The sequence below is a fragment of the Pseudoalteromonas sp. S1650 genome, assembly GCF_005887195.1.
GTDB classification, from domain to species: domain Bacteria; phylum Pseudomonadota; class Gammaproteobacteria; order Enterobacterales; family Alteromonadaceae; genus Pseudoalteromonas; species Pseudoalteromonas simplex.
This window is the reverse complement of sequence record NZ_PNDF01000047.1, coordinates 120,106-144,412: the sequence shown is the minus strand read 5'-3', so window position 1 is coordinate 144,412 and position 24,307 is coordinate 120,106. Positions and strand designations below refer to the sequence as shown.

The window sequence follows — 24,307 nt, the reverse complement described above, 5'->3', positions numbered from 1 at the left end:
AAAAAGCTTACCTAAGCTGGCACACCACTATGAAATTTAAAGTCTTCGTCAGGAGTTGATATAAGCTCAGCTTCAAGCAGACCAAAAAATTCAACACGCTCAGTGATATCAAACTCACTGATTTCTTGTGCAAGAGATAAATAGTCTTGGTAATGACGCGCTTCAGAGCGCAGTAGTGAAATATAAAAGTCACCTAAGCGCTTATCAACATGCGGGGCTAATTTAGCAAAACGCTCGCATGAGCGGGCTTCGATGTAAGCACCGATAATTAATTTATCTACCAAAGCATCAGGCTCGTAAGTTTTTACATGGCGCAGCATTCCTTTGGCATAACGACATGGGGTAATGCTTTTATATTCAATGCCGTATTCATCCATGATCTCAAGCACTTGATAAAAGTGATGGAGCTCTTCTTTTATAAGCATCACCATTTTATCGATAAGGTCTTGCCCGTAAGGTGAATTCGATTTTGGGATCATTGATTTAGTCAGCTTGTTTTTATCTGCAAGCTCTCGCCAATCACCTTCACGCTTATAAACAAGCGTTTCAAAGGGTTTTAACCACTCAAGCAACGCATCACTACTTTCTTTATCAACTGCATACTTACGAATTAAAAACATCGCAGACTGAGCTGCTTTTAATTCACAAATTAGGTGATCAATTAAAACCACATCTAAGTTTTCTTTTTTGGTTGCCGCAGCAATCCACTCATCAGGCGTTTCGCACTTTAAAAAAGAATGAATGGGCGCTAATAAATCAGAATAAGGCACTGAATAACTTCTCATCAAAAATCTTAATTCGATTTTATCACATAAATTAGCCCGCATTCCATGACCCACATCAGTGCAAAGTAATTTTCTATATGCACTAAAGAGTTACATTTAATCGGCTATATCGATTATTTCAGCTTCTTGACAAGATTTAATTACTGAACCATAACTTAATCAAAGCTGTACAAAAATAAAGCAGCTCATATTCCTTTTTTACAGGGGCAATAATTATGATTCTAAACCACTTATGGGGCTTATACGCTCACCCACTCGAAGAATGGCAGACAATTGATAACCGTCACGAAAGCTTGCGCTATAGCTTATCGCACATTTTATTAATTGCTTGTATCCCTTCACTCATGGGCTACTATTCATCAGTTTATTTGGGCTGGAGTATTGGCGCAGGTGAAGCAGTATATCTAACCCATGATAGTGCATTACTTATCGCGGTTGCGATGTACTTTGCACTAATTGCGGGCGTGTTTGCACTTGCATACTTAGCTCATTGGATGGCAGTGACCTTTGGTGCAAAACCCACCTTTACACAAACCCTAGAACTTGCTGCATATACAGCCACGCCAGTATTTATGTCTTCATTTGCGGCATTCTTACCTGAGCTATGGTTTGTGGTGTGTGTAGGTCTTGTAGCACTGGCCTACTCAGTTTACTTGCTCTATACAGGAGTGCCAATTTTAATGCATATTCCTGAAGAGCGAGGTTTTATCTATGCCAGTTCAGTAGTCACGTGCGGGCTGATTTTATTGGTAATTATTTTAGCTGCGACAGCTATTTTATGGACTAACGGAATTGTCCACCCTATGTTTACTTGAGTTCATTGTTATTTTCCTTTCTTTCCATAAACAAAAAAGGAGCTGTGAAGCTCCTTTTTTATACCAATCAAAACAAGGCTGATTAATCAGCGCTGTTTTCTTCTTGGTTATGTAACTCTAAACTTGCTGACATCGCATTTTCACGGGTTGATTTCGCTGAATCATTACGTAAACGGTCAATGTGGTTTAAGTAGTCTTGGTCGATATCACCGGTGATGTATTGACCATCAAATACTGATGTTTCAAAACGGGTGATTTCTGGGTTTTCTTGGCTTACTGCTGAGATTAAGTCATCTAACGATTGATAGATAAGACCATCTGCACCAATGCTGGCGTTGATATCTTCAACTTCACGGCCATGAGCAATTAGCTCAGCTGCCGATGGCATGTCGATACCATATACGTTCGGGAAACGAATCTCTGGCGCTGCTGATGCGAAGTAAACGTTCTTCGCACCTGACTCACGAGCCATTTCAACGATTTGCGCTGACGTTGTACCACGAACAATAGAGTCATCAACAAGTAATACGTTTTTACCTTTGAACTCACGGTCAATAGCATTCAGTTTTTGACGAACTGACTTCTTACGCATTTCTTGACCTGGCATGATAAACGTACGGCCAATGTAGCGGTTTTTAACAAAACCTTGGCGGTATGGCAGGTTAAGCGCTGATGCAATCTCAAGTGCTACGTCACATGATGTTTCTGGAATTGGAATAACCACGTCGATGTCTTTGTCAGCCCATTCACGTGCGATTTTCTCACCTAACTTAGTACCCATGTTTACACGTGTTGCATAAACAGACATACGGTCAATTGTTGAATCTGGGCGTGCAAAGTAAACAAACTCAAAGATACACGGCGAGTAAGTTGCTTTTTCAGCACACGCTTGTGAAAAAAGTTGACCATCTTCAGTTACGTAAATTGCTTCACCTGGTGCAACGTCACGAACAAACTCAAAGCCATCTGTTTTTAAAGCAACGCTTTCTGATGCAAACATGTACTCAGTACCATTTGCAGTTTCACGCTTACCAAATACTAATGGGCGAATACCGTTCGGATCACGAAACGCAACAATACCGTGACCAATGATCATTGCAATCGTTGCGTAACCACCGGTTACTTTATTATTCACTTCAGTAATCGCAGTGAAGATATCTTCAGCATCAAGTTTTAGCTTATTTGATTTGCTTAACTCATGTGCCACGATGTTAAGTAAAATTTCAGAGTCAGATGTTGTATTAACATGACGGCGAGCTTCTGAAAATAATTGCTGCTTTAATGCTTCTGCGTTTGTTAAGTTACCATTGTGCGCAAGTGCGATACCAAATGGCGAGTTAACATAGAAAGGTTGCGCTTCAGACGAGCTAGAAGAACCAGCTGTCGGGTAGCGAACATGGCCAATACCAATTGTACCTTGCAGACGTTTCATATGACGGGTATGAAATACATCTTTTACAAGGCCATTGGCTTTACGTAAGCTAAACGTGTTGTTTTCAATGGTAATGATGCCAGCTGCATCTTGACCGCGGTGTTGCAAAACAGTTAAGCCGTCATATAACGCCTGATTAACAGGAGAAGTTCCGACTATGCCAACGATACCACACATTAAATTTATCCTCGCCGATTAACGGTTTACAGAATTTAAAAAGCTCGAGTTGTTTTCGAGGTACGAGAAGAACCACTCAACAACAAAGCCAAATTCTGGAATCAAAATAGAGTTGCCCCACCAATGCGTATTAGGTGCACCGGTAAAAGCATCAAGAAAGAAGAGTAACGCGCTTACGACCAACACGCCACGAAGAGCACCAAACACTATGCCGAAAACACGGTCTGTGCCAGATAAACCAGTACGTTGTACAAGTTCACCTAAAATATAGTTTAGTAACCCACCCAACAGGAGTGTCGCAAAGAATAATATGGCTATTGCGGCTGCATTTCTTAAAAGGGGTTCTGAAATACTTGTTAGGAAGGATGCTAAATATTGGTAAAACAAACTAGAGATGATAAATGCGCCAGCCCATACAGCTAATGACATTGCTTCTTTTACAAAGCCACGTATTAAGCCGATGATAGTGGATAGTGCAATAATGCCAAGTATGGCGTAATCAACCCAGATCATAAGAACCAACTAGTCGTTAATTTGGGGCGCATTCTATAAGAGGTATACTCAAAATACCAGATCATTTTGTAATTTCAAACTGAGTAACTTTGCCGTTTAACTTGGTTAACTGCTTTAACTCAGGAAGCTTACTTTCTAACTCTTTCTTGCTAAGTGAAGGACCTACAAAGACTTTTGTCAGTGTGCCATTCGGGGTTTTGATTGGACGCGTAAAGGTTTTGAAACCATTCGCTTTTAATTTTTCTTGCAGTGATTTCACATTAGGTGCGTGAGAAAAACTACCCAGTTGAATAACATAAGCCATTTGTGTGAGGTTTTCTTCTGGCTTACGGGTTGGCTCAGGGGCTTTAGCGACTGGCTTGGCAGGCTCTTGCACTGCAACTTTTGGCTCAGCTTTGTTAATTACCGGCTCATCGATAGAAGCTTCAACCATTTGCGGTGCAGTATCAATTTGCTGGGTTTCTTTTGCGACAAGATCAGCATCGTTTGCTTGCGTATCTTCAACCGGAATTTGCGAAGGTTGCTCGGCAGAGGCGACTTTATTATCTATCACCTCTTGCAAGTCTATCGTAGTGAACTCAGGGCGTTCAGGAATAGCTTTAAAGCCTTCTTTATAATGAACCTTCTCACCATCCAAAATGTTTGGAATGAAGACAATAGCCGCCACAACCACAATCGTGGTGCCTACTAAGCGATTAATAAACCCTGCGTTCACCGATTTCCTCTCTATTTTTTAAAGTAATTGATGGCTGCAGCCACAGTTATAAACGAACCGAACACAATCACTAACGTGTTTTCATCAACATTTGGTAATAACGTATCTAGCGCAGTTTCAACACTCTCATAGTGCGTACTAGGCGCTGTTGATGTGGTTTCGGCTAGTGCTTTAGCAAGATTCTCAACTTTATCGCCACGGAAACAATCTAAGCTTGCTAACGACCACTGGTCAACAACATTTGCCACGGCTGAAATAGCAGCCACCTTATCTTTATCTGCAAGCATAGCGACTAATGCATGAATTTTAAACCCTTGATCTTTATACACGCTTAATTTGCGTGCCAAATATCGAGCTGACTCAGGGTTATGCGCAACATCGGTAAAAATAAGCGGCTGCTCACTTAACTGCTGAAAGCGCCCTTCTACAGTCAGATTCGCTAAGCAATCACGCACTTGTTGCTCGCTTGGTAGTAGCTCAAGCTTTGCAAGTAAGGTCAACGCGGTTGCTGCATTTTGACAAGGGATAGCAGGCTTAGCTAAGCGCCAATCTTTACCTTGGTACTGCCAGTTAAAGCCTTCACTGTCTTCTGTGAATATGAAGTCACGGCCTGATAACACCATATCAGCGTTAATTTCATTACCATAATCAGTCACTGTATGCGGAATCGCTAAATCGCCAACAATAGCTGGTGTGTTGGTACGGAAAATACCGGCTTTATCGTAACCAACAAGTTCTCGAGTATCACCTAGGTATTCTTTATGGTCTAAATCTATGGTGGTGATCACACAAGCATGCGGATTCACGATATTAGTCGCATCAAAACGGCCACCCAGCCCCACTTCTAGCAGCACATAATCAACGGCGTGACGTTTGAAAATAGCCAGTGCGCCTAAGGTACCGTACTCAAAATAAGTAAGCTGCGTGTCACCACGGCCTTTTTCAAGCATATCGAAAGCATCAACATGGAATTGATCGTCAAGCTCTTGGCCATTAATACGTACGCGCTCGTTATAACGAATAAGATGCGGCGAAGCATAAGTACCCACACTGTAACCCTGTGCAAGTAATAAACTTTCTAGGCAACGGGCTGTAGTCCCTTTACCGTTGGTGCCTGCAATGAGGATTATTTTGCTTGATGTATCGAGTAAGCCGACTTGGTTTGCCACGCGTTCTACGCGCTCTAAACCCATTTCGATATTAGCAGGATGGACACTTTCTAAATAACAAAGCCAATCATCAAGGCTTGATGATTGGCTAGGAAGGATTTCTGTCATAGCGTTTAATCAGTTAAGCTGAAATTTACGCTACTCTATGCTCTTGTTCAGTAGAAGGCAAGTTCATAAATTTCGCTAAGATACGTGCAAGGGTGTCACGCATTTCACGACGGTCTACAATCATGTCGATTGCACCATGCTCTAGCAAGAATTCACTGCGTTGGAAACCTTCAGGAAGCGTTTCACGTACTGTTTGCTCAATTACACGAGGACCCGCAAAACCGATTAGCGCTTTAGGTTCAGCAACGTTTACATCACCAAGCATTGCCAGTGATGCAGATACACCACCCATTGTTGGATCAGTTAATACTGAAATAAACGGTAAGCCTTTTTCGCTCATTTTTGCAAGTGCAGCACTTGTTTTAGCCATTTGCATTAACGACATAAGTGCTTCTTGCATACGTGCGCCGCCTGATGCAGAGAAACAAATAAGTGGCATGTTGTGCTCTAAGCATTGATCTACAGCTTCAACAAAACGAGCACCTACTACTGACGCCATTGAACCACCCATAAACGAGAACTCAAAAGCAACAGCAGCAACAGGAATACCTTTTAGGCGGCCTTTCATTGCTACAAGTGCGTCTTTTTCGCCGCTTGCTTTTTGTGCTTGGGTAATACGGTCAGAATATTTTTTAGAATCTTTAAACTTTAATACGTCTTTTGGTTCGTGCTCTGCACCAATTTCTTGGCGATCAGCATCATCTAAAAAGTTTTCAAGACGTTTACGGCCACTTAAACGCATGTGGTGATCACACTTAGGACACACGTTGAGTGCTTTTTCTAATTCTGCTTTATATAAAATTGAATCACAGTCTGTACACTTAGCCCAAACCCCTTCTGGGATTTCTTTACGACCTGATGATTTAGTCGTTTTAGGTAAGATTTTTTCTAACCAACTCATTTGCAACTCTCTTAATGCTGTTCTGTGTCGCAGTCTGTTTAATTGGAAACACTCGCTTGTGTTTCTGATAACAAATAAACAGACAGATTTTTTTAATTAAAACATGAATTACCCGCAGACGATATAAAAAACTGGTCTTAGTAGTAGTCTACTAAAGTCTAACTGTCTGAATCAGGTAAAAACAAAGGCCCTAATGGTGTTTTAGGAATGCCAAAATGTTCAGGGTAATCCACGTCAACTAAGTAAAGGCCAGCGGCTTTTGCTGTTGCACTTGCCTTAGCGCGCTCTTTTAAATCAAGTAATTCTTTTAACCACACAGGTTCATGCTTATGTAAACCTATGTCCATCAAACACCCGGTGATGTTTCGTACCATGTGATGTAAAAACGCATTGGCTTTAATATCAATGATCACATAATCACCTTGGCGTTTTACTGATAAATGGTGAATAGTACGATTTGCTGTATTTGCTTGGCAGTGTAGTGCTCTAAACGAAGTAAAGTCATGCTCACCTATTAAATACTGACAGGCTTCTTGCATTTTAGTTTCGTCTAATGGGTGATGAAAATGGGTCACCCCTTCACTCATGATAGCGCCGCGATAGGTGTAATTATAAATCACATAGCGATAACGACGCGCTGTGGCACTAAAACGAGCGTGAAAGTCTTCGCTTACAGGCTTGGCAAAGCGAATAGCAATATCTTTTGGCAGTAAGGTATTCATACCCATCGTAAACGCGACCATTTCACGCTCAGCGTGAGTATCAAAATGGATCACCTGCCCAGTGCCATGTACACCCGCATCGGTGCGGCCTGCACAAACAATTTCGACTGGATGATTACAAATACGCGACAACGCCGTTTCTACTTCTTGTTGTACGCTATTGACGTGTGATTGACGTTGCCAACCACTGTAACGCGCGCCGTTGTACTCTACTCCAAGTGCTACTCGCATAATGCTCTATTTACCTACTGTACTAAATGACGGGGCATTTTATGCGATCTACGAGCGCAATAAAAGCCACTGTCGTAGATCGCATTGTTCTGGTTACTCAGATATCACATCAACTCGCTTAACTATTGCTGCGAGCTAGTATTAATCTTCTTCGATGTTATCGAGGCCCTTAGTGCCATCTTTAGCACGAAGCTTATGGTGGATGGCTGATTTGATCAGCATATAGCCGCTAATAGGTGCGGTGATCAGTAAGAAAATTGAAATCAAAATTTCTTTCACACTGATGCCGTCGTGGGTGTAGCTAAAATACACCATGGCAGCAATTAGCAATGATGCCATGCCAAGCGTTGTTGCTTTAGTTGGACCGTGCAAACGCATAAAAAAGTCAGGCATTTTCACAAGTCCGATTGAACCTATAAGAATAAAGCAACCACCAATTAATAATAAGATTGATACAATCCATTCACTCATCATTTGCTACCTTATTCAATAATATCGCCACGCAGCAGGTATTTACATACCGCTACAGTGCTCACAAAGCCAAGCATGGCGATTAATAATGCGGCTTCAAAATACAAATCGGTGCCCATGCTCATGCCATAAAGAATAATTAAAGCAATGGTATTTATGAACATAGTATCTAAAGCCAATATACGATCAGGTACCGACGGCCCAACAATTAAACGCCATAGGTTTAACAATAAAGATATGGCTATCATTGCAAAAACAATTAGAAAAACGGTATCTAGCATCGAAAAATCTCCTTAAGCGGTGCTTCGTAGCGCTGCTTAATAGTATTAATTAACGCTTGTTCATCAGCTAAGTCGAGTACATGGATCAATAAGTAGCGCTGCTGAATTTCTTCGCCCTCTTCGAGTGATTCAGGAATAGGATAAACCTCTGCGCTCACAGTACCTGGTGTTAAAGATACTGTGCTTGCCAATATAGTGATTGGCATTTCATGGCTTAAATCCAATGGTACTTTGATAAAACCTGGGCGTAACTTTTTCGTTGGCCCAAGGATCAACAGGGCTACTTGTAAGTTGGCAGTGACAATATCGTACAGCACTAACAATAAGTGCCTAAACGCAAGACCTGGCCTAACAATAAGCGGCTGAGGATCACGAAATGGGAATGTGATCCACGGAATAGTAATGGCAAAAAATGCAGCTAAAAACAGGTGTCCTGGCGACACACTGTTATTTAACAACAGCCATACAATGAATAATAAAACACTGCGAAATGGTGTTGGCAACCAACGAAAGCGAGCTTCTAAACGCATTATTGGCCTCCTTGTAATACAGCGTTGATGCTAGTGTTGATATCAAACAACTGCTCTGATGTTGCTAACATATAGTCTGAAATCGGTCCTGCAAACACAACCATTAAAGGTGAACACGCAAGTAATGCAACTACAGCTATTACTTTAACAGGATGTGCTTTAGTGCCTTCAATTGCTTCACTGTCTTTGTGGGTGTGATCCCAAAATAAGCTGGTACCAGCTCGTGAAACCGCCACTAATAACGCTAAACTAGACACTAGATAGATTGGCCAAAACAACATGGCTTTTTCGCTATCTAGCGTGCTCTTTAAAATCCATACTTTGCCGACAAAGCCAGATAACGGTGGCATACCAACAACAGCAAGCGCGGCCACTACAAAACAAGTACCAAGTAAATATGGCTGTGCAACGGCGCGCCCAGCAACTAACCGGTCAGCAACTTTACCGCGCTGTTGAGCAATTAAATCAGCAATTAAGAATAGTGCTGCGCAAATAATGGTTGAATGCACTAAGTAGTAAAGTAATGCCGCGGTTGCAGCAACATTTTGAATCGCAACCAATGCCACTAAAGTACCGACAGACACAACCACCAGATTCGCAATAAGCTTTCTAAAATCTTGACTCGCTAATACACCAATACCACCCATTACGATGGTCGCTAGTGCTAAGCCCCATAACCAAGGCTGTGCCATATGAGCAAGCTCACCAGCATTATCACCAAATATTACGGTATACACGCGCAACATGGCATACACACCGACCTTGGTCATAATCGCGAATAATGCAGCAACTAATGGCATTGCACTGGCGTAGGTATTCGGTAGCCATAAATGTAACGGTAATAACGCGCCTTTTAACGCAAATACCACGATTAACAGCAAGCCACCAATTTTAGCAAGGTAAACATCATCACCCGTCAGCTGTGGTACTTTTTGCGCTAAATCAGCAATGTTCAATGTGCCTAGCACACCATAAAGTACACCCAGCGCAATTAAGAATACGCTTGAACCAATCAGGTTTAAAATGACGTACTGCAGTGCAGCTCGGGTACTATGTTTATTGCCGGCATGCATCAATAATGAATACGAAGCAATCAACAGCACTTCAAAAAATACGAACAGGTTAAATACATCGCCCGTTAAAAAGGCGCCATTTACACCTAACACTAAAAAGTGCACTAACGGATGGAAAAAGCTCCCTTTTTTATCATCGCCAGCACAGCTGTAAAGCACTACGACCGCACCAAGGAAACTGGTAAGTAGCACGAGTAGCGTTGCTAGCCTATCGGCAACCAGCACAATACCAAATGGTGCAGACCAATCACCAATTGCGTAAACAAGCGGTGCAGTACTATTTACGTGAAATAATAAATAAGCACTGACCAAGAGTGTAACAATCGACAAAATAACCGACGAAACACGGCGGATATGTAAGTTTTTTCCACATGGCGGCATGAGTAAAATAACGCCTGCCAACATCGGAATTAAAATCGGTAAAGAAGCTAAATGCTGAATCATTTTTGCTCCTTCGATGATTTAACAAGATGGCCATCAACATGGTCATTACCCAAGTCAGCACGGCCACGAATCGCTAAAATAACCACAAAAGCGGTCATCGCAAAGCCAATTACAATGGCGGTTAAAACCAATGCTTGAGGGAGTGGATCGGCATACTCACTACCTGTACCAAGTACAGCGGCTTTGTTAATAGTTAAACGACCTGAAGAGAATAAAAACAGGTTAACTGCATACGACAACATAGTCAGGCCGAGTACCACTGGGAAGGTACGAGCCCGCAATATTAAGTAAATTCCGCATGCAACCAGCACGCCGACGCATGATGCGTACAATACTTCCATTAAATATTTACCTCTTGCTTGGGTGTATCAGCAGTTAATTTACCTAAACTTGCTAAAATCATCAGCGTTGCACCTACAACAGTTAAATACACACCTAAATCAAATACGATAGCACTAGCAAGTTCTGTCTTGCCGACTAGCGGAATATCAAAATAATCAAACCAGGTTGTTAGGAATGGACGTTCAAAGAACCAACTTCCAATACCTGTAAATAATGCAATAGCAATACCTGACGCAATAATCTTACGATAATTCACGTCAAATCTGTCTGCAATCCAATGCGAACCATTAGCCATATATTGCAAAATAAATGCAATCGCGGTAACCAGTCCGGCAATAAAGCCTCCACCTGGTAAGTTATGACCACGTAAGAAAATATACGCAGACACAAGTAATGCAAGTGGTAACAAGCTTTGTGAAATACTCGACAGTAGAATTGGGTAACGCTCTCTTGCCCATGGGCGCCCTTCACTATCACTTGCTGGCATAAACAGCGGCAAGTTAATAAGAAGCTTATAAATACCTAACGCAGCAATACCCAATACGGTAATCTCACCTAGGGTATCAAAACCCCTAAAGTCAACGAGGATAACGTTTACAACGTTAGTACCACCACCGCCAGTTTTTGCATTAGCAACAAAGAAGTCAGAAATTGACTCAAGTGGTCTTGTCAGCAGTGCATAACAAATACTCGCCACGACCACACCAATTGCCGATGAAATACCTAAATCACGCAGAATACGCAGTGAGCTTGCCTCTTTCGGAGTACGCTGTGGTAAAAAGAACAGTGCAAGCATCAGTAGCATTACGGTAACAACTTCAACCGTTAACTGAGTCAGCGCTAAATCTGGCGCAGAGAATCGAGTAAATGCAACAGACACCATCAGGCCTACGATTGAAATCATAATCAAAGATATCATTCGTGAGCGGTGCCAAATAACCGTTGCCAGCGCACCAATTATTAGTAAGCCGGCACCAATAGCATTGTGGAAATCAATTGGGGTTAACTCACTTGCTCCCGCTAACTGGCGCATTTCAAATAAAGGCCAGCCCGCACACATGAGCACCACCGCAATCATTACAAAGGCATAGCGCTGTAACGAGCCATTTTCGATACGTTTAATCTTTTCTTGTGACCACTTAATTAAGCTATATAAGCCACGCTCAAAGCCTTTCTTAGCATTCAAAGTTGGCAATGAAGCTTGGAAATGGAACAGATGCTTACGCTGCACATAAATCATCACACCCACGCTTGTTGCAATAAAGCTCATCAACAGTGGTAAGTTAAAGCCATGCCATACTGATAGCTTATAATCTGGGGCTGCATCACCAAGCACAGCATAAGACGCCGCAGCTAAAATATCGCTTACTGCAAAGTGCGGGAACATACCAACGAGTAAACATAGCACAACCAAAATTTCGATTGGTACACGCATATAACGCGGTGGCTCATGAGGCTGTTTTGGCAAATCGATTGGGTCGCCATTGAAAAACACGTCGTGAATAAAGCGTGCTGAATACGCAACAGAGAGTGCACCAGCAATCGTCGCTAATACTGGTATTAACCACGACATGGAGCCAAGCACTTGCTGATGTAGTGTTTCAGCAAAGAACATCTCTTTCGATAAGAAACCATTTAACAGTGGCACGCCCGCCATGGCTGCCGCTGCCACCATAGCAAGTGTGGCGGTATACGGCATAAATCGCCACATACCATTAAGTTTACGCATATCACGGGTGCCAGTTTCATGGTCAATGATACCCGTTGCCATAAATAACGACGCTTTAAAGGTTGCGTGGTTAATGATGTGGAAGATAGCAGCCACTGTAGCAAGCTCAGTATCTAAGCCTAAGAGTAATGTAATTAAACCTAGATGGCTGATTGTTGAATAAGCCAGCAAGCCTTTTAAATCATGCTTAAATAACGCGATGTAAGCGCCAACCAATAAAGTCGCCAGACCCGTCATTGCCACTAAGATAAACCAAGTATCTGTGCCTGATAGCGCTGGATAAAAACGCGCTAATAAAAAGATACCTGCTTTAACCATGGTTGCAGAGTGCAAGTAGGCACTGACTGGTGTCGGTGCCGCCATCGCATGGGGTAACCAAAAATGAAATGGAAATTGTGCAGATTTAGTAAATGCACCTAAAAGCACTAATACCAGCGCAGCTTCATAAAGTGCATGAGATTGAATAAGCGCTTTGCTTGCTAAAATAACATCAAGATTATAGCTACCAACAATATCACCAATCAGTAATAAACCTGCTAGTAACGCAAGACCACCGGCACCGGTAATAGCAAGTGCCATACGTGCGCCTTTGCGAGCTTCTGACTTATGCCACCAATAGCTAATCAATAAGAACGAGCTAATACTGGTGAGCTCCCAGAAAAACCACAGCTGGATCACATTATTCGACATCACGATGCCGACCATTGCGGTCATAAATAGCATTAAATAGCAGTATAGCTTTGGCATTGAGTCGCTACTACTCAAGTAATAACGCGCATAAAAAATCACCAGGGTACCGATACCCAAGATCATATATAGAAAGAGTAACGTTAAACCATCAAGTCGAAACGAGACTTGCATGTTTAAAAGAGGGATCCACTCAGCAGTGTAGCGAATTGTTTCGCCAGAAAAGACTGCAGGGGTATGCGAAAATACAATTCCAAGGGCAATCAAAGGCGCTAACATGGTCAAAGCAGTGCTTTGGTTACGTGTTAGTTTTGAAGTGCAGGATGAAATAACACTGCCGATTAAGGATAACAGGGGTATCCAGAGCAAAGTCATAATTAGGAGCCTTTTAGTGTCATAAGAATATCAATACCGCTCTAGTTTTAATTAGTTGCGTACTGTTCATTTGGATGGTTAAAAGTTGGCTTAAAAAAAGCTTACAATGCGTATAGTTATACTGATCAGGTGCTATTTTGTCTATAGGAGACACACCTATTCGCACAACATTTAACCACTTTGCATACTAAAATAGCAATAAATAGACGATTAGTCAGAAAATTTATGCTCTTTGGAAGCTGTTGTAAACACTGGCTTTAAGCCTAAAAAGGCAAAATATTCAGAAAACCGAATCGGCTTTGTTAAGGGCTGGTTAATTTGTTTTTGCCAAAGTTCTCGGTATTGCTCAGACAGGCTCATAGTTTGGTACTGCATAATCGACCAGTTAGGGCTTGGTTTATAGGCTTTTTTGTTGCCACAAGCGATACTTTTTTGCCACCCTTTTGGCGGAGAAACCTCATTGGCAATAAATAGATTTGGCGCAACTAGCCCCTGTTGATTACACAGCCACTGTTGTTTTTGCTCTGCTAAAACATATTCATCTTCAAAACCATTAAAATGCATTAGCTCATGTAGAAATACCGCGTAAGATTGCGATGAGTTTATATGCATAATGCCACCTCGAACATTAGCTGCCCCTTGTTTTGACATCATCACAATAAAGTCAAAACCTTCAGGCCATGAATACTCAGCCGCATTTTGCCAGTTACATTCAAGCGCCCCATCGTTGCCATCACAGCTAAACTTATCGGCAACATAAACAACGTCAGTAAAACAAAAGCTGCCTTTTGCAGGCTCAGGCGCTTTACTGTATTGCTGCTTATACTGCTTTAAAGTATCAATGCCTTTGTAATGATCTGTCATCATTAAAACATTAAATTGGCACTGACTGCTTGCCTTTACACTTGATGTTGATAAGGCTAATTGCTGTTGCTGCGCATAAGCTGGGTCAATTTGAGCTGGCGGCATTTGTTGCTGCAACAGCCAAGCTTGCTTGGCATCTCCGTCAGGTAACTTGCCAGCTTTACCTAGGTAACTTATATCGAGCCACTGGTTTGCTCTAACTAGCTGCTCCGCTAAGGTTTGTTGCTGCGCTGAAGTGAATTTAGCAAAGTAAGGCTGCCACCATAATTTTGCTGCGTTGTAATCTAGTTGCTGCAAAAATCTGAGCGCAAGCTGATATGCAGCATTACTATCATTTAGCTTTGCTAACTGGCGAAGCTGTGAGTTGCGCAGCACTAAATGCTGCAAATTAATGGCGCTGGGCGCCAAGTGATAGATAGCCGTTGCTTGTGAAGGAGTGGTATTTGCGTAAAAAGCGTAAGCAGGAATAAAACGAGAGACTGAGCTTGAAACAAAACCCAAGCTCAGCAATAGAATAACAGTAAAAAAAACCTTAGCTTGCGTTTTCACCAGCCATTAACTCAAGCTCTAAGCGGGCATATTTGTATTCAACAAACTCATGCACATTGGTGGCAAGGGCAAGTCTAAAGTAATCGGCAGCAAGATAGTTATCACCCGCCGCTTGATGCATCTTCGCTAGGTAGAAATAAGCTTCGCATAAGCGGTGCGCATACTCTTGCTCTGAAGTTACACCTTCAATAATGCCAGATAAAAACTCAAACTCACTAATGTCACCTAAATAAAGTGCTAATAGTTGGTAACCCCATTGAGACTCATCAACACCCTGCGAGTTAGCTTTTAAATCAACTAAGGCCTGCGCTTTATCAGCTTCTGATTGAGCTAAATAAAGCCATAGCACACGATAAGGATCGCTTGGCGAACGATTTAAAAACTGCTGTAAATCATCTTGTGCAAGTGATGGACGGTCGCCATAGTAAAGGGCAATACCACGATTTAAATAGGCATACTCGTGTTGCTCGTTAAGCTCAAGTGCCGAATCAAAGAACTCATAAGCTTGTTCATACTGCTGCATTAGTGTGTGATGAATGCCTAAGAAGTTATACACTTCTGCTAGGTCTGGTTTGAGCTTAATTGCACGGTTAAAGTCAATACGCGCCAAGGTCGACATACCTAAGCTGTCAAATAATACACCGCGATCGTAATAAAGTTTGGCTTGTTGCTCTGCACTTAAATCAGCACGATTTAGTAGTTCAGAATAGCGAGCAATCGTAATTTCGTTACGAAAATCAGGTGCTAATGGTGCAGTAAAAGGCACATTAACAATAGGGACTGACTCAGGTTGTGAAGTTGTTTGACATGCACTTAAAGAAAAAATAGCCACAGCGGTCAATGCTAAGTGTTTAAAAATCATTAAATTCCTTAATACCTGAATTCTCTGTAGACAAAGGCGAAGCGGATAGGTTTCATTAAAGCATAAAAAAAGGGGCTAAACAGCCCCTTTTTCTTATATCCAGCAAATAACTGGTTATTCAATCATCATTAAGCGTCTTTAGACTCTTCTGCTTTTTCTTCAGCAGCTGGTTCCATAGCTTCTTTGATGCTTAGACGTACACGACCTTGGCGATCTACTTCAAGAACTTTAACTTTAACTTCTTGGCCTTCGCTTAGGTGGTCAGTTACGTTGTTAACACGCTCTGTGCTGATTTGTGAAATGTGCACTAGACCGTCTTTACCCGGAAGGATATTAACGAACGCACCAAAATCAACGATACGTACAACTTTACCAGTGTAGATAGTACCTACTTCTAGTTCAGCAGTTAATTGCTCGATACGCTTGATTGCATCGTTTGCGCTGATGCCGTCAGTTGCAGCGATCTTGATTGTACCGTCATCTTCGATTTCAATCGTTGTGCCCGTTTCTTCAGTAAGTTGACGGATAGTTGCGCCACCTTTACCGATAACTTCAGCAATTTTCTTCGCAGGGATCTGCATAGTGTAGATGCGTGGTGCGAATTGAGATAGCTCTTCAGAAGGTGCTGCAATCGCCTCGTCCATAACACCTAAGATGTGTAGACGTGCTGCTTTCGCTTGTTTAAGAGCGATTTGCATGATTTCTTTAGTGATACCTTCGATCTTGATATCCATTTGTAGTGCAGTGATACCGTTTGAAGTACCCGCTACTTTAAAGTCCATGTCACCTAAGTGATCTTCATCACCTAAGATATCTGAAAGAACAACGAAATCGTCGCCTTCTTTAACTAGACCCATCGCGATACCAGCAACAGATGCTTTGATTGGTACACCTGCGTTCATAAGTGCTAGTGACGTACCACATACTGATGCCATAGACGATGAACCGTTTGATTCAGTGATTTCTGAAACAACACGGATTGAGTATGGGAAGTCAGTAAGTGTAGGTAGTACCGCAGCAATACCACGCTTAGCTAGGTTACCGTGACCAATTTCACGACGCTTAGGAGAGCCTACAAAACCTGTTTCACCTACACAGAACGGAGGGAAGTTGTAGTGAAGCATGAAGTGATGCTTGTTAGTACCTGTTAAGTCGTCGATTAACTGTGAATCACGTTCAGTACCAAGTGTTGCAGTTACAAGTGCTTGCGTCTCACCACGCGTGAAGATTGCAGAACCGTGAGTACGAGGTAAAACACCCGTCATTACGTCTAGTGCACGAACCATATCTGGTTCACGACCGTCGATACGTTTTTCACCAGCGATGATACGGCCACGAACGATTTCTTTTTCTAAAGAACCGAATAGTTTGCCAACTTCTTGTGAATCTAGCTCTTCGCCTTCAGCAAGTTCAGCTGTTAATGTAGCAACCACTTCTTCTTTCGCTGCACCTAGTGCTTCTTTACGCGCTACTTTGTCAGTGATGCGGTATGCTTCACCTACTTTATCAGCAGCAATTGCAGAGATTTTCTCAGCAAGTGTTACGTTTTTCTCTGGTGCAGTCCAATCCCAAGCTGGTTTACCCGCTTCAGCTTTGAACTCGTTGATTGCGTTGATGATAGCTTGAGATTGCTCATGACCATACACAACCGCACCTAACATTACGTCTTCAGATAGTGTTTCAGCTTCTGATTCAACCATAAGTACTGCGTTATCAGTACCAGCAACAACTAGGTCTAATTGGCTTTCTTCAAGCTCAGCGAGTGTTGGGTTAAGTACGTATTCACCGTTGATGAAACCAACACGTGAAGCACCGATAGGACCATTGAATGGAATACCTGAGATAGCAAGTGCTGCTGAAGTACCAATCATAGCAACCATATCAGGTTGGATTTCTGGGTTAACAGAAACAACTGTCGCGATTACTTGTACTTCGTTTACGAAACCGTCTGGGAAAAGTGGACGGATTGGACGGTCGATTAGACGAGCGATAAGTGTTTCGCCATCGTTAGGACGACCTTCACGCTTAAGGAAACCACCAGGGATACGACCCGCAGCGTACATACGCTCTTGGTAGTTAACTGTTAGTGGGAAGAAGTCTTGGCCTGGTTGTGCATCACGCTTACCAACAACAGTAACTAATACTGAAGTATCGCCAATGCTTGCTAGTACTGCGCCGTCTGCTTGACGAGCGATAGCACCTGTTTCTAGGGTCACAGTGTGTTGACCTAGTTGAAATTCTTTAATAATTGCTTGCACTTAAAAATGTCCTTTAAATGTAAAAGCAACTCAGAGCTGTGCTCCGAATTGGTAAAAAACAGTCCATCAAAGTACCAATTACAGTACTTAATTGTGCTTATGAAAACACGATTAAGTACTACAATTGGCAATGATGTTTTTTGATATCTAAGCAGTATCCACTACCTAGGTGTGCGCTAGTATACCTTTCATGCGCGCACAAAAAAAGGGGCTAAATAGCCCCTTTTCTCGTAATCTAGTTCTTAGCGACGTAGGCCAAGCTCTTGGATTAACGCAGTGTAACGTGCAATGTCTTTACCTTTAAGGTAGTCAAGCAGTTTACGGCGTTGGCTTACTTTGCGAAGAAGACCACGACGTGAGTGGAAGTCGTGCTTGTGGCTAGCAAAGTGACCTTGAAGCTTGTTGATATCGAAAGTTAGAAGTGCAACTTGTACTTCAGGTGAACCAGTGTCGCCTTCAGCGCGTGCAAATTTAGCGATGATTTCAACTTTTTCTTGATTGCTTAGTGACATAGTAACTCCAAAAATTAATTTAAATTGTGTTTTAGCCGATCACTAATTCAGCCAAAACGATTGAGCGGGGCGTATTCTACCCAGCTTTGCTCATAACTACAAGGTAATCTTTACTCAGGCAGTTGATTTGATAAGCCGCGCTTTGATTTTAAGTGGCCGTCTTTATGACGCTCACCAGTACCAATGAACACCCCATCAGCCATTACCTTTACCACACCATCTGGTACAGGCTTACCAATCACCACTGTTTGACCATGACTAAATGCCACTCCCTGCTCTTGAGTGATCTCAATCACAGGTAAATCAACCAAAGCAGTATCCATTGGCAGTAGTAGCTCATCGAGGTAGCTTGAAGGCGCAACATCGTCTGCTTTTGCCTGCTGTAGCTTTTCTTCAAGTTGCTCAAGAGTAACCATTTTTTCACTTGGATAGTGGCCAACAGCACTGCGATGTAACATGATGACATGCGCACCACAGCCAAGCTTTTCACCTAAGTCGTCAACAATAGTACGAATATAAGTGCCTTTAGAGACGTGTGCCGTCATTTGTACTTCGTTATTAGCTTCATCAAACTCATCAAGCGTTAAACTAAATACATTAATTTTTCGACACTTACGCGGCACTTCGATACCTTCGCGAGCATATTTATACAAAGGCTGGCCTTGGTATTTTAGCGCAGAGTACATCGAAGGGTATTGATCCGACTCACCTAAGAAACTGGCAACTTGCTCAGCTAATTGTTCACGGGTGACCGATACGTCACGCGTTTCAACCACTTCACCATCTGAATCAGAGGTCGTGGTTCGCTCACCAAGCTTGGCGCGTACAACATAGGTTTTGTCAGTATCAAGCAAGAACTGTGTAAACTTAGTCGCTTCACCAAAACAAATAGGCAGCATACCCGTCGCGAGCGGATCAAGCGCACCGGTGTGGCCTGCTTTTTGTGCAAAGTAAATTCCCTTTGCTTGCTGCAATGCTTTGTTTGATGAAATACCTTGCGGCTTATTAAGTAATAAGATGCCGTCAATAGCACGACCTTTACTGCGTCTAGCCATTAGTCTTTAGTGCCTTCTTCGCTGTCATCTTCGTCTACATGCTTGGCATTGTCTTCACGAATAACTGAGTCAACCAAGTTTGAAATACGCATACCTTCCATAAGCGAGTTATCGATCACAAAACGTAACTCAGGCATGATGCGCGCACGAATACGTTTACCTAATAAAGAACGAATATAACCCGTTGCTTCATTTAAGATTTTAGCGCTTTGCTTGGCTTTATCTTCATCATCAGTATTAAACACTGTGATAAATACTTTTGCGTAAGATAAGTCGCGAGATACCTCAACCGCAGACACTGTCACCATGCCTAAGCGTGGATCTTTGATTTCGCGTTGAAGAATAACAGCAATCTCTTTTTGAATTTGCTGTGCAACACGATCAGTGCGAGAAAATTCTCTCATTTCATTTCACTCTAAAATAATAACTTATTGATGTTAAAGAATAAGTTAATTTAATTACGAATACACAAATGGGGGCTAGGCCCCCATTTAAAGCAATAACTTAAACGAAATTAAAGTGAACGTTGTACTTCAACCGTCTCGAATACCTCGATTTGGTCGCCAACTTTAACATCGTTGTAGTTCTTAACGCCGATACCACATTCCATACCGTTACGTACTTCTTGAACGTCATCTTTAAAGCGACGTAGTGACTCAAGTTCACCTTCATAGATAACCACGTTATCACGAAGTACACGGATAGGCGCGCTACGCTTAACGATACCTTCAGTAACCATACAGCCTGCGATTGCACCAATCTTCGGTGACTTGAACACGTCACGAACTTCAGCAAGACCAATGATCTCTTGCTTGAATTCTGGTGCAAGCATACCTGACATCGCTTGTTTAACTTCTTCAATCAGGCTGTAGATTACGCTGTAGTAACGTAAGTCTAGGTTTTCTGACTCAATTACTTTACGAGCTGATGCATCAGCACGTACGTTAAAGCCAACAACGATTGCGTTTGACGCCGCTGCAAGCGTTGCATCAGTTTCAGTGATACCACCTACACCTGAACCAACAATCTTCACTTTAACTTCATCAGTAGAAAGCTTAGTTAATGAATCAGCGATTGCTTCAATTGAACCTTGTACGTCAGCTTTAAGAACGATGTTAACTTCTGATACATCGCCTTCAGCCATGTTCGTAAACATGTTTTCAAGCTTCGCTTTTTGTTGACGAGCAAGCTTCACTTCACGGAACTTACCTTGACGGTAAAGTGCTACTTCACGTGCTTTACGCTCATCTTTAACTACTGTTGCTTCATCACCAGCAGCAGGGATACCAGACAGACCTAAAATCTCAACTGGGATAGACGGACCCGCAGACTTGATGTCTTTACCGTTCTCATCTTTCATCGCACGTACACGGCCATATTCAAGACCACACAGTACGATATCACCTTGGTTAAGCGTACCAGACTGAACTAGGATTGACGCAACTGGACCACGGCCTTTATCAAGACGTGATTCAATTACAACACCTGCAGCCATACCTTCAGCTGGTGCAGTTAGCTCTAGGATTTCAGCTTGCATTAGTACTGCTTCAAGTAGGTCATCAATACCTAAACCTGTTTTTGCTGAGATATGAACGAATTGCGTGTCACCACCCCACTCTTCTGGGATAACGTCTAATTGTGCTAGTTCGTTCTTAACGCGATCTGGGTCGATGCCTTCTTTATCCATCTTGTTTACTGCGATGATTAAAGGAACGCCTGCAGCACGGGCGTGCTGAACCGCTTCTTTAGTTTGTGGCATTACACCATCATCCGCAGCAACGACTAGGATTACGATATCCGTTGCTTTAGCACCACGTGCACGCATTGATGTAAACGCGGCGTGGCCCGGAGTATCTAAGAACGTGATCATATGACCATTTGTTTCAACGTGGTATGCACCAATGTGCTGTGTAATACCACCTGCCTCACCTGAAGCAACTTTTGCTGAACGAATGTAGTCAAGTGTTGACGTTTTACCGTGGTCAACGTGACCCATTACTGTTACAACCGGCGCACGAGGAATCGCTTTACCTTCTTCGCTACGGTCGCTTAGTACTTTCTCTTCTAATTCGTTTTCTTTAACGATGATAACCTTGTGACCCATTTCTTCAGCTACAAGTTGTGCTGTTTCTTGGTCGATCACTTGGTTGATGGTAACCATGTCACCCATCTTCATCATCGTTTTAACAACTTCAGCACCTTTAACAGCCATACGTGATGCAAGCTCAGCAACAGTGATTGTTTCACTGATACGAACTTCGTTTTTCACGTCTGCTGTTGGTTTTTGGAAACCATGTTGTAAAGACGTTGGTGCTTTCAGCTTACCTTTCTTGCCTTTAGGACCAGTAGGCTGTTTCTCTTTTTGAGGTCCTTTTTTCTTTTTCTTACGACGAGCGCTTTGCTCTTCACGTGCATCAGATTCATCTTCTGCTTCACGTGCGTAAGTAGAAGTCGTAAGGTGGTGGTCAGCGTTTTCTTCACGCTGCTTACGCTCTTCTTCTTCCTTTTTCCAGCGAGCTTCATTTTCTTCAGCTAGCTTTCTTGCCTCTTCTGCTTGACGTTTCGCTTCTTCTTCAGCTTTTCTCAATGCGGCCTCTTCTGCTTCTTTTTGCAGACGCTCAGCTTCGGCGCGATCTTGTTCAGACTTAGCACTTTGCTCTGGGGTCATCTGCTTCTGTTTCGCTTTACGCTCAGCTTCAGCTTTACGTTTAGCCTCTTCTTTGGCTTTACGCTCAGCTTCTTCTTTCGCTTTGCGCTCTGCCTCTTGTTTCGCTTTAAGCTCTTCAGCTTCTTGCTGGGCTTTAAGCTCTGCTGCTTTACGTGCAGCTTCTTCTGCAGCTAAACGCTCTTCTTCTTGCTGTTGCTCAATGGCGCTTTTCTTAACGTAAGTACGTGTTTTACGTACTTCAACTTGCACAGACTTCGCTTTACCTGTAGAGCCAGTTACGCTTAGCGTACTTTTGCTTTTACGTTGCAAAGTCATGCGAGCTGGGCCTTCTGAGCCCGTGCCGCCGTGCTGCTTGCTCAAGTGATCTAATAACGTCGACTTTTCAGACTCAGTTACCATATCACCTGCTTTTTTAGAAATACCGGCTTGTTCTAGCTGCTGTAGTAATTTATCAACAGTTGTACCAATATCTCCGGCTAGTTTTTCAACATTTACTTCTGCCATAGTGTGTAATACCTCCGTTAATAAATTACTCGTCTGCGAACCAACAAATGTTACGCGCAGCCATAATTAGCTTGCCAGCTTCTTCTTCTGAAAGTTCAGTGATGTCTACTAACTCATCAATGCCTTGCTCAGCTAAGTCTTCAAGTGTTACTACACCTTTACTTGCCATAACAAATGCAAGGTGACGCTCTAAACCTTCAAGTGCTAGTAGGTCTTCTGCAGGTTCTGCACCTTCTAAGCTTTCTTCAGTTTTAAGCGCTTTCGTTGTTAATGCGTCTTTTGCACGTGAACGTAAGATATCAACTGTTTCTTCATCTAAACCGTCAATTTCTAAGAATTCTGATGCTGGTACGTAAGCCACTTCTTCAAGTGTCGAGAAACCTTCGTTGATAAGTAATGTTGCAAACTCATCATCGATATCTAGGTACTCAGTGAATAAGTTGATTAGCTTATCTGATTCAGCTTCGTTCTTCGCACGCATGTCATCAACGGTCATTACGTTTAATTCCCAACCAGTTAACTGGCTAGCAAGACGAACGTTTTGACCATTACGACCGATTGCTTGTGCTAGGTTATCGGCTTCAACAGCGATATCCATTGAGTGTGTATCTTCGTCCATTACGATTGACGCAACTTCTGCTGGCGCCATTGCATTGATAACGAATTGCGCTGGGTTGTCATCGTAAAGAACGATATCAACACGCTCACCACCAAGCTCAGTTGAAACTGCTTGTACACGTGCACCACGCATACCAACACACGCACCTACTGGGTCGATACGTTTGTCGTTAGATTTTACCGCGATTTTTGCACGAGAGCCTGGATCACGTGCAGCTGCACGTAGTTCAATCATCTCTTCGCCAATCTCTGGCACCTCAATGCGGAAAAGTTCCATTAGCATTTCTGGCTTAGAACGCGTTACAAATAACTGCGCGCCACGAGCTTCAGGCTTAACTTCATAAAGAAGACCACGGATACGGTCACCCGGGCGGAAGTTTTCACGCGGTAACATATCATCACGGTAGATAACCGCTTCAGCATTGTTACCTAGGTCAAGTACGATAGCATCACGGGTTGCTTTTTTAACAACACCTGTTACTAATTCGCCTTGTTGATCTTTGTATTCTTCAACCACTAATGCACGCTCAGCTTCACGTACTTTTTGTACGATAACTTGCTTAGCCATTTGTGTTGTAATACGGTCAAACTTGATTGACTCAATTTGTTCTTCAACGTAATCGCCTAATTGTAGGCTTTCGTCTTCAACCTGTGCCGCTTCAAGTGTGATTTCGCTGTAAGGGTTTTCTAAAGAACCATCTTCAAGAACTTCAGCAATCTTCCAACGACGGAATGTGTCGTAATCACCTGTTTTACGATCGATTGATACGCGAACTTCAATTTCGCCATCGTGTTTTTTCTTTGTCGCAGTCGCTAATGCGAACTCTAACGCTTCAAAAATCTTTTCTTTTGGAACCGCTTTCTCATTGGAGACGGCTTCAGCAACCAATAATATTTCTTTTGCCATGGGTTATGCC

The 24,307-nt window shown here is 42.6% G+C and carries 22 protein-coding genes; 1 reads left to right on the top strand and 21 read right to left on the bottom strand.

Features of this window, described 5'->3' with window-relative positions; all coding sequences use genetic code 11:
* Positions 1–11 precede the first annotated feature (11 nt).
* On the bottom strand, positions 12–770 hold the full coding sequence (gene miaE / locus CWB80_RS15160) for a tRNA isopentenyl-2-thiomethyl-A-37 hydroxylase MiaE (RefSeq protein WP_138599049.1): 759 nt from the start codon (positions 768–770) through the stop codon (positions 12–14).
* 230 nt (positions 771–1,000) lie between these two features.
* Between miaE and CWB80_RS15155 the strand changes: the two genes are divergently transcribed.
* Positions 1,001–1,600: a Yip1 family protein gene (locus CWB80_RS15155; protein ID WP_054553157.1), complete on the top strand. Its 600-nt coding sequence runs from the start codon at positions 1,001–1,003 to the stop codon at positions 1,598–1,600.
* A gap of 82 nt (positions 1,601–1,682) precedes the next feature.
* Here the strand turns inward: CWB80_RS15155 and purF are convergent, their stop codons facing one another.
* From purF to nusA, 20 genes are all read right to left on the bottom strand, one after another.
* Positions 1,683–3,209 (bottom strand): amidophosphoribosyltransferase, encoded by a 1,527-nt coding sequence (purF, locus tag CWB80_RS15150; RefSeq protein ID WP_054553158.1) that lies wholly within the window; start codon positions 3,207–3,209, stop codon positions 1,683–1,685.
* Positions 3,210–3,227: 18 nt separating this feature from the next.
* Positions 3,228–3,722, bottom strand: a complete 495-nt coding sequence (locus CWB80_RS15145) for a CvpA family protein (RefSeq protein ID WP_036969851.1) — start codon at positions 3,720–3,722, stop codon at positions 3,228–3,230.
* A gap of 61 nt (positions 3,723–3,783) precedes the next feature.
* Positions 3,784–4,437 carry an SPOR domain-containing protein gene (locus CWB80_RS15140; RefSeq protein WP_138598981.1) on the bottom strand — a complete coding sequence of 218 codons (654 nt, stop codon included), beginning with the start codon at positions 4,435–4,437 and terminating at the stop codon, positions 3,784–3,786.
* A gap of 11 nt (positions 4,438–4,448) precedes the next feature.
* Positions 4,449–5,714: a bifunctional tetrahydrofolate synthase/dihydrofolate synthase gene (folC, locus tag CWB80_RS15135; RefSeq protein WP_138598982.1), complete on the bottom strand. Its 1,266-nt coding sequence runs from the start codon at positions 5,712–5,714 to the stop codon at positions 4,449–4,451.
* Between the two features lie 25 nt (positions 5,715–5,739).
* A complete protein-coding gene (accD, locus tag CWB80_RS15130; protein ID WP_054553161.1) occupies positions 5,740–6,615 on the bottom strand; it encodes an acetyl-CoA carboxylase, carboxyltransferase subunit beta in 876 nt (291 codons plus the stop codon).
* Between the two features lie 158 nt (positions 6,616–6,773).
* Positions 6,774–7,568 (bottom strand): tRNA pseudouridine(38-40) synthase TruA, encoded by a 795-nt coding sequence (truA, locus tag CWB80_RS15125; protein WP_054553162.1) that lies wholly within the window; start codon positions 7,566–7,568, stop codon positions 6,774–6,776.
* Between the two features lie 141 nt (positions 7,569–7,709).
* A complete protein-coding gene (locus CWB80_RS15120; protein ID WP_054553163.1) occupies positions 7,710–8,042 on the bottom strand; it encodes a Na+/H+ antiporter subunit G in 333 nt (110 codons plus the stop codon).
* 8 nt (positions 8,043–8,050) lie between these two features.
* Positions 8,051–8,320 carry a K+/H+ antiporter subunit F gene (locus CWB80_RS15115; protein ID WP_054553164.1) on the bottom strand — a complete coding sequence of 90 codons (270 nt, stop codon included), beginning with the start codon at positions 8,318–8,320 and terminating at the stop codon, positions 8,051–8,053.
* Positions 8,314–8,850, bottom strand: a complete 537-nt coding sequence (locus CWB80_RS15110) for a Na+/H+ antiporter subunit E (RefSeq protein WP_054553165.1) — start codon at positions 8,848–8,850, stop codon at positions 8,314–8,316. Before CWB80_RS15110 ends, CWB80_RS15115 begins: the two co-directional genes overlap by 7 nt.
* Positions 8,850–10,367 (bottom strand): monovalent cation/H+ antiporter subunit D, encoded by a 1,518-nt coding sequence (locus tag CWB80_RS15105; protein ID WP_138598983.1) that lies wholly within the window; start codon positions 10,365–10,367, stop codon positions 8,850–8,852. Before CWB80_RS15105 ends, CWB80_RS15110 begins: the two co-directional genes overlap by 1 nt.
* Entirely contained in the window at positions 10,364–10,708 is a 345-nt protein-coding gene (locus tag CWB80_RS15100) for a Na+/H+ antiporter subunit C (protein ID WP_054553167.1), read from the bottom strand. The genes CWB80_RS15105 and CWB80_RS15100 overlap by 4 nt, the downstream gene beginning before the upstream one ends.
* Positions 10,708–13,500 (bottom strand): monovalent cation/H+ antiporter subunit A, encoded by a 2,793-nt coding sequence (locus CWB80_RS15095; protein ID WP_138598984.1) that lies wholly within the window; start codon positions 13,498–13,500, stop codon positions 10,708–10,710. The genes CWB80_RS15100 and CWB80_RS15095 overlap by 1 nt, the downstream gene beginning before the upstream one ends.
* A gap of 210 nt (positions 13,501–13,710) precedes the next feature.
* A complete protein-coding gene (locus tag CWB80_RS15090) occupies positions 13,711–14,913 on the bottom strand; it encodes a hypothetical protein (protein WP_138598985.1) in 1,203 nt (400 codons plus the stop codon).
* The gene (gene nlpI, locus CWB80_RS15085; protein WP_054553170.1) at positions 14,897–15,775 is read right to left on the bottom strand and encodes a lipoprotein NlpI; all 879 of its coding nucleotides are present in this window, start codon (positions 15,773–15,775) and stop codon (positions 14,897–14,899) included. Before nlpI ends, CWB80_RS15090 begins: the two co-directional genes overlap by 17 nt.
* Before the next feature lie 128 nt (positions 15,776–15,903).
* Entirely contained in the window at positions 15,904–18,033 is a 2,130-nt protein-coding gene (gene pnp / locus CWB80_RS15080; RefSeq protein WP_138598986.1) for a polyribonucleotide nucleotidyltransferase, read from the bottom strand.
* A 242-nt stretch (positions 18,034–18,275) separates the two neighbouring features.
* Positions 18,276–18,545 (bottom strand): 30S ribosomal protein S15, encoded by a 270-nt coding sequence (rpsO, locus tag CWB80_RS15075; RefSeq protein ID WP_054553172.1) that lies wholly within the window; start codon positions 18,543–18,545, stop codon positions 18,276–18,278.
* A 110-nt stretch (positions 18,546–18,655) separates the two neighbouring features.
* Positions 18,656–19,600, bottom strand: coding sequence for a tRNA pseudouridine(55) synthase TruB (gene truB / locus CWB80_RS15070; RefSeq protein WP_138598987.1), 945 nt, complete (start codon positions 19,598–19,600; stop codon positions 18,656–18,658).
* The gene (gene rbfA / locus CWB80_RS15065) at positions 19,600–20,004 is read right to left on the bottom strand and encodes a 30S ribosome-binding factor RbfA (protein WP_054553174.1); all 405 of its coding nucleotides are present in this window, start codon (positions 20,002–20,004) and stop codon (positions 19,600–19,602) included. Before rbfA ends, truB begins: the two co-directional genes overlap by 1 nt.
* 110 nt (positions 20,005–20,114) lie before the next feature.
* Positions 20,115–22,772, bottom strand: coding sequence for a translation initiation factor IF-2 (gene infB / locus CWB80_RS15060; protein WP_054553175.1), 2,658 nt, complete (start codon positions 22,770–22,772; stop codon positions 20,115–20,117).
* Positions 22,773–22,797: 25 nt separating this feature from the next.
* A complete protein-coding gene (gene nusA / locus CWB80_RS15055) occupies positions 22,798–24,297 on the bottom strand; it encodes a transcription termination factor NusA (protein WP_054553176.1) in 1,500 nt (499 codons plus the stop codon).
* Between the last annotated feature and the right edge of the window lie 10 nt (positions 24,298–24,307).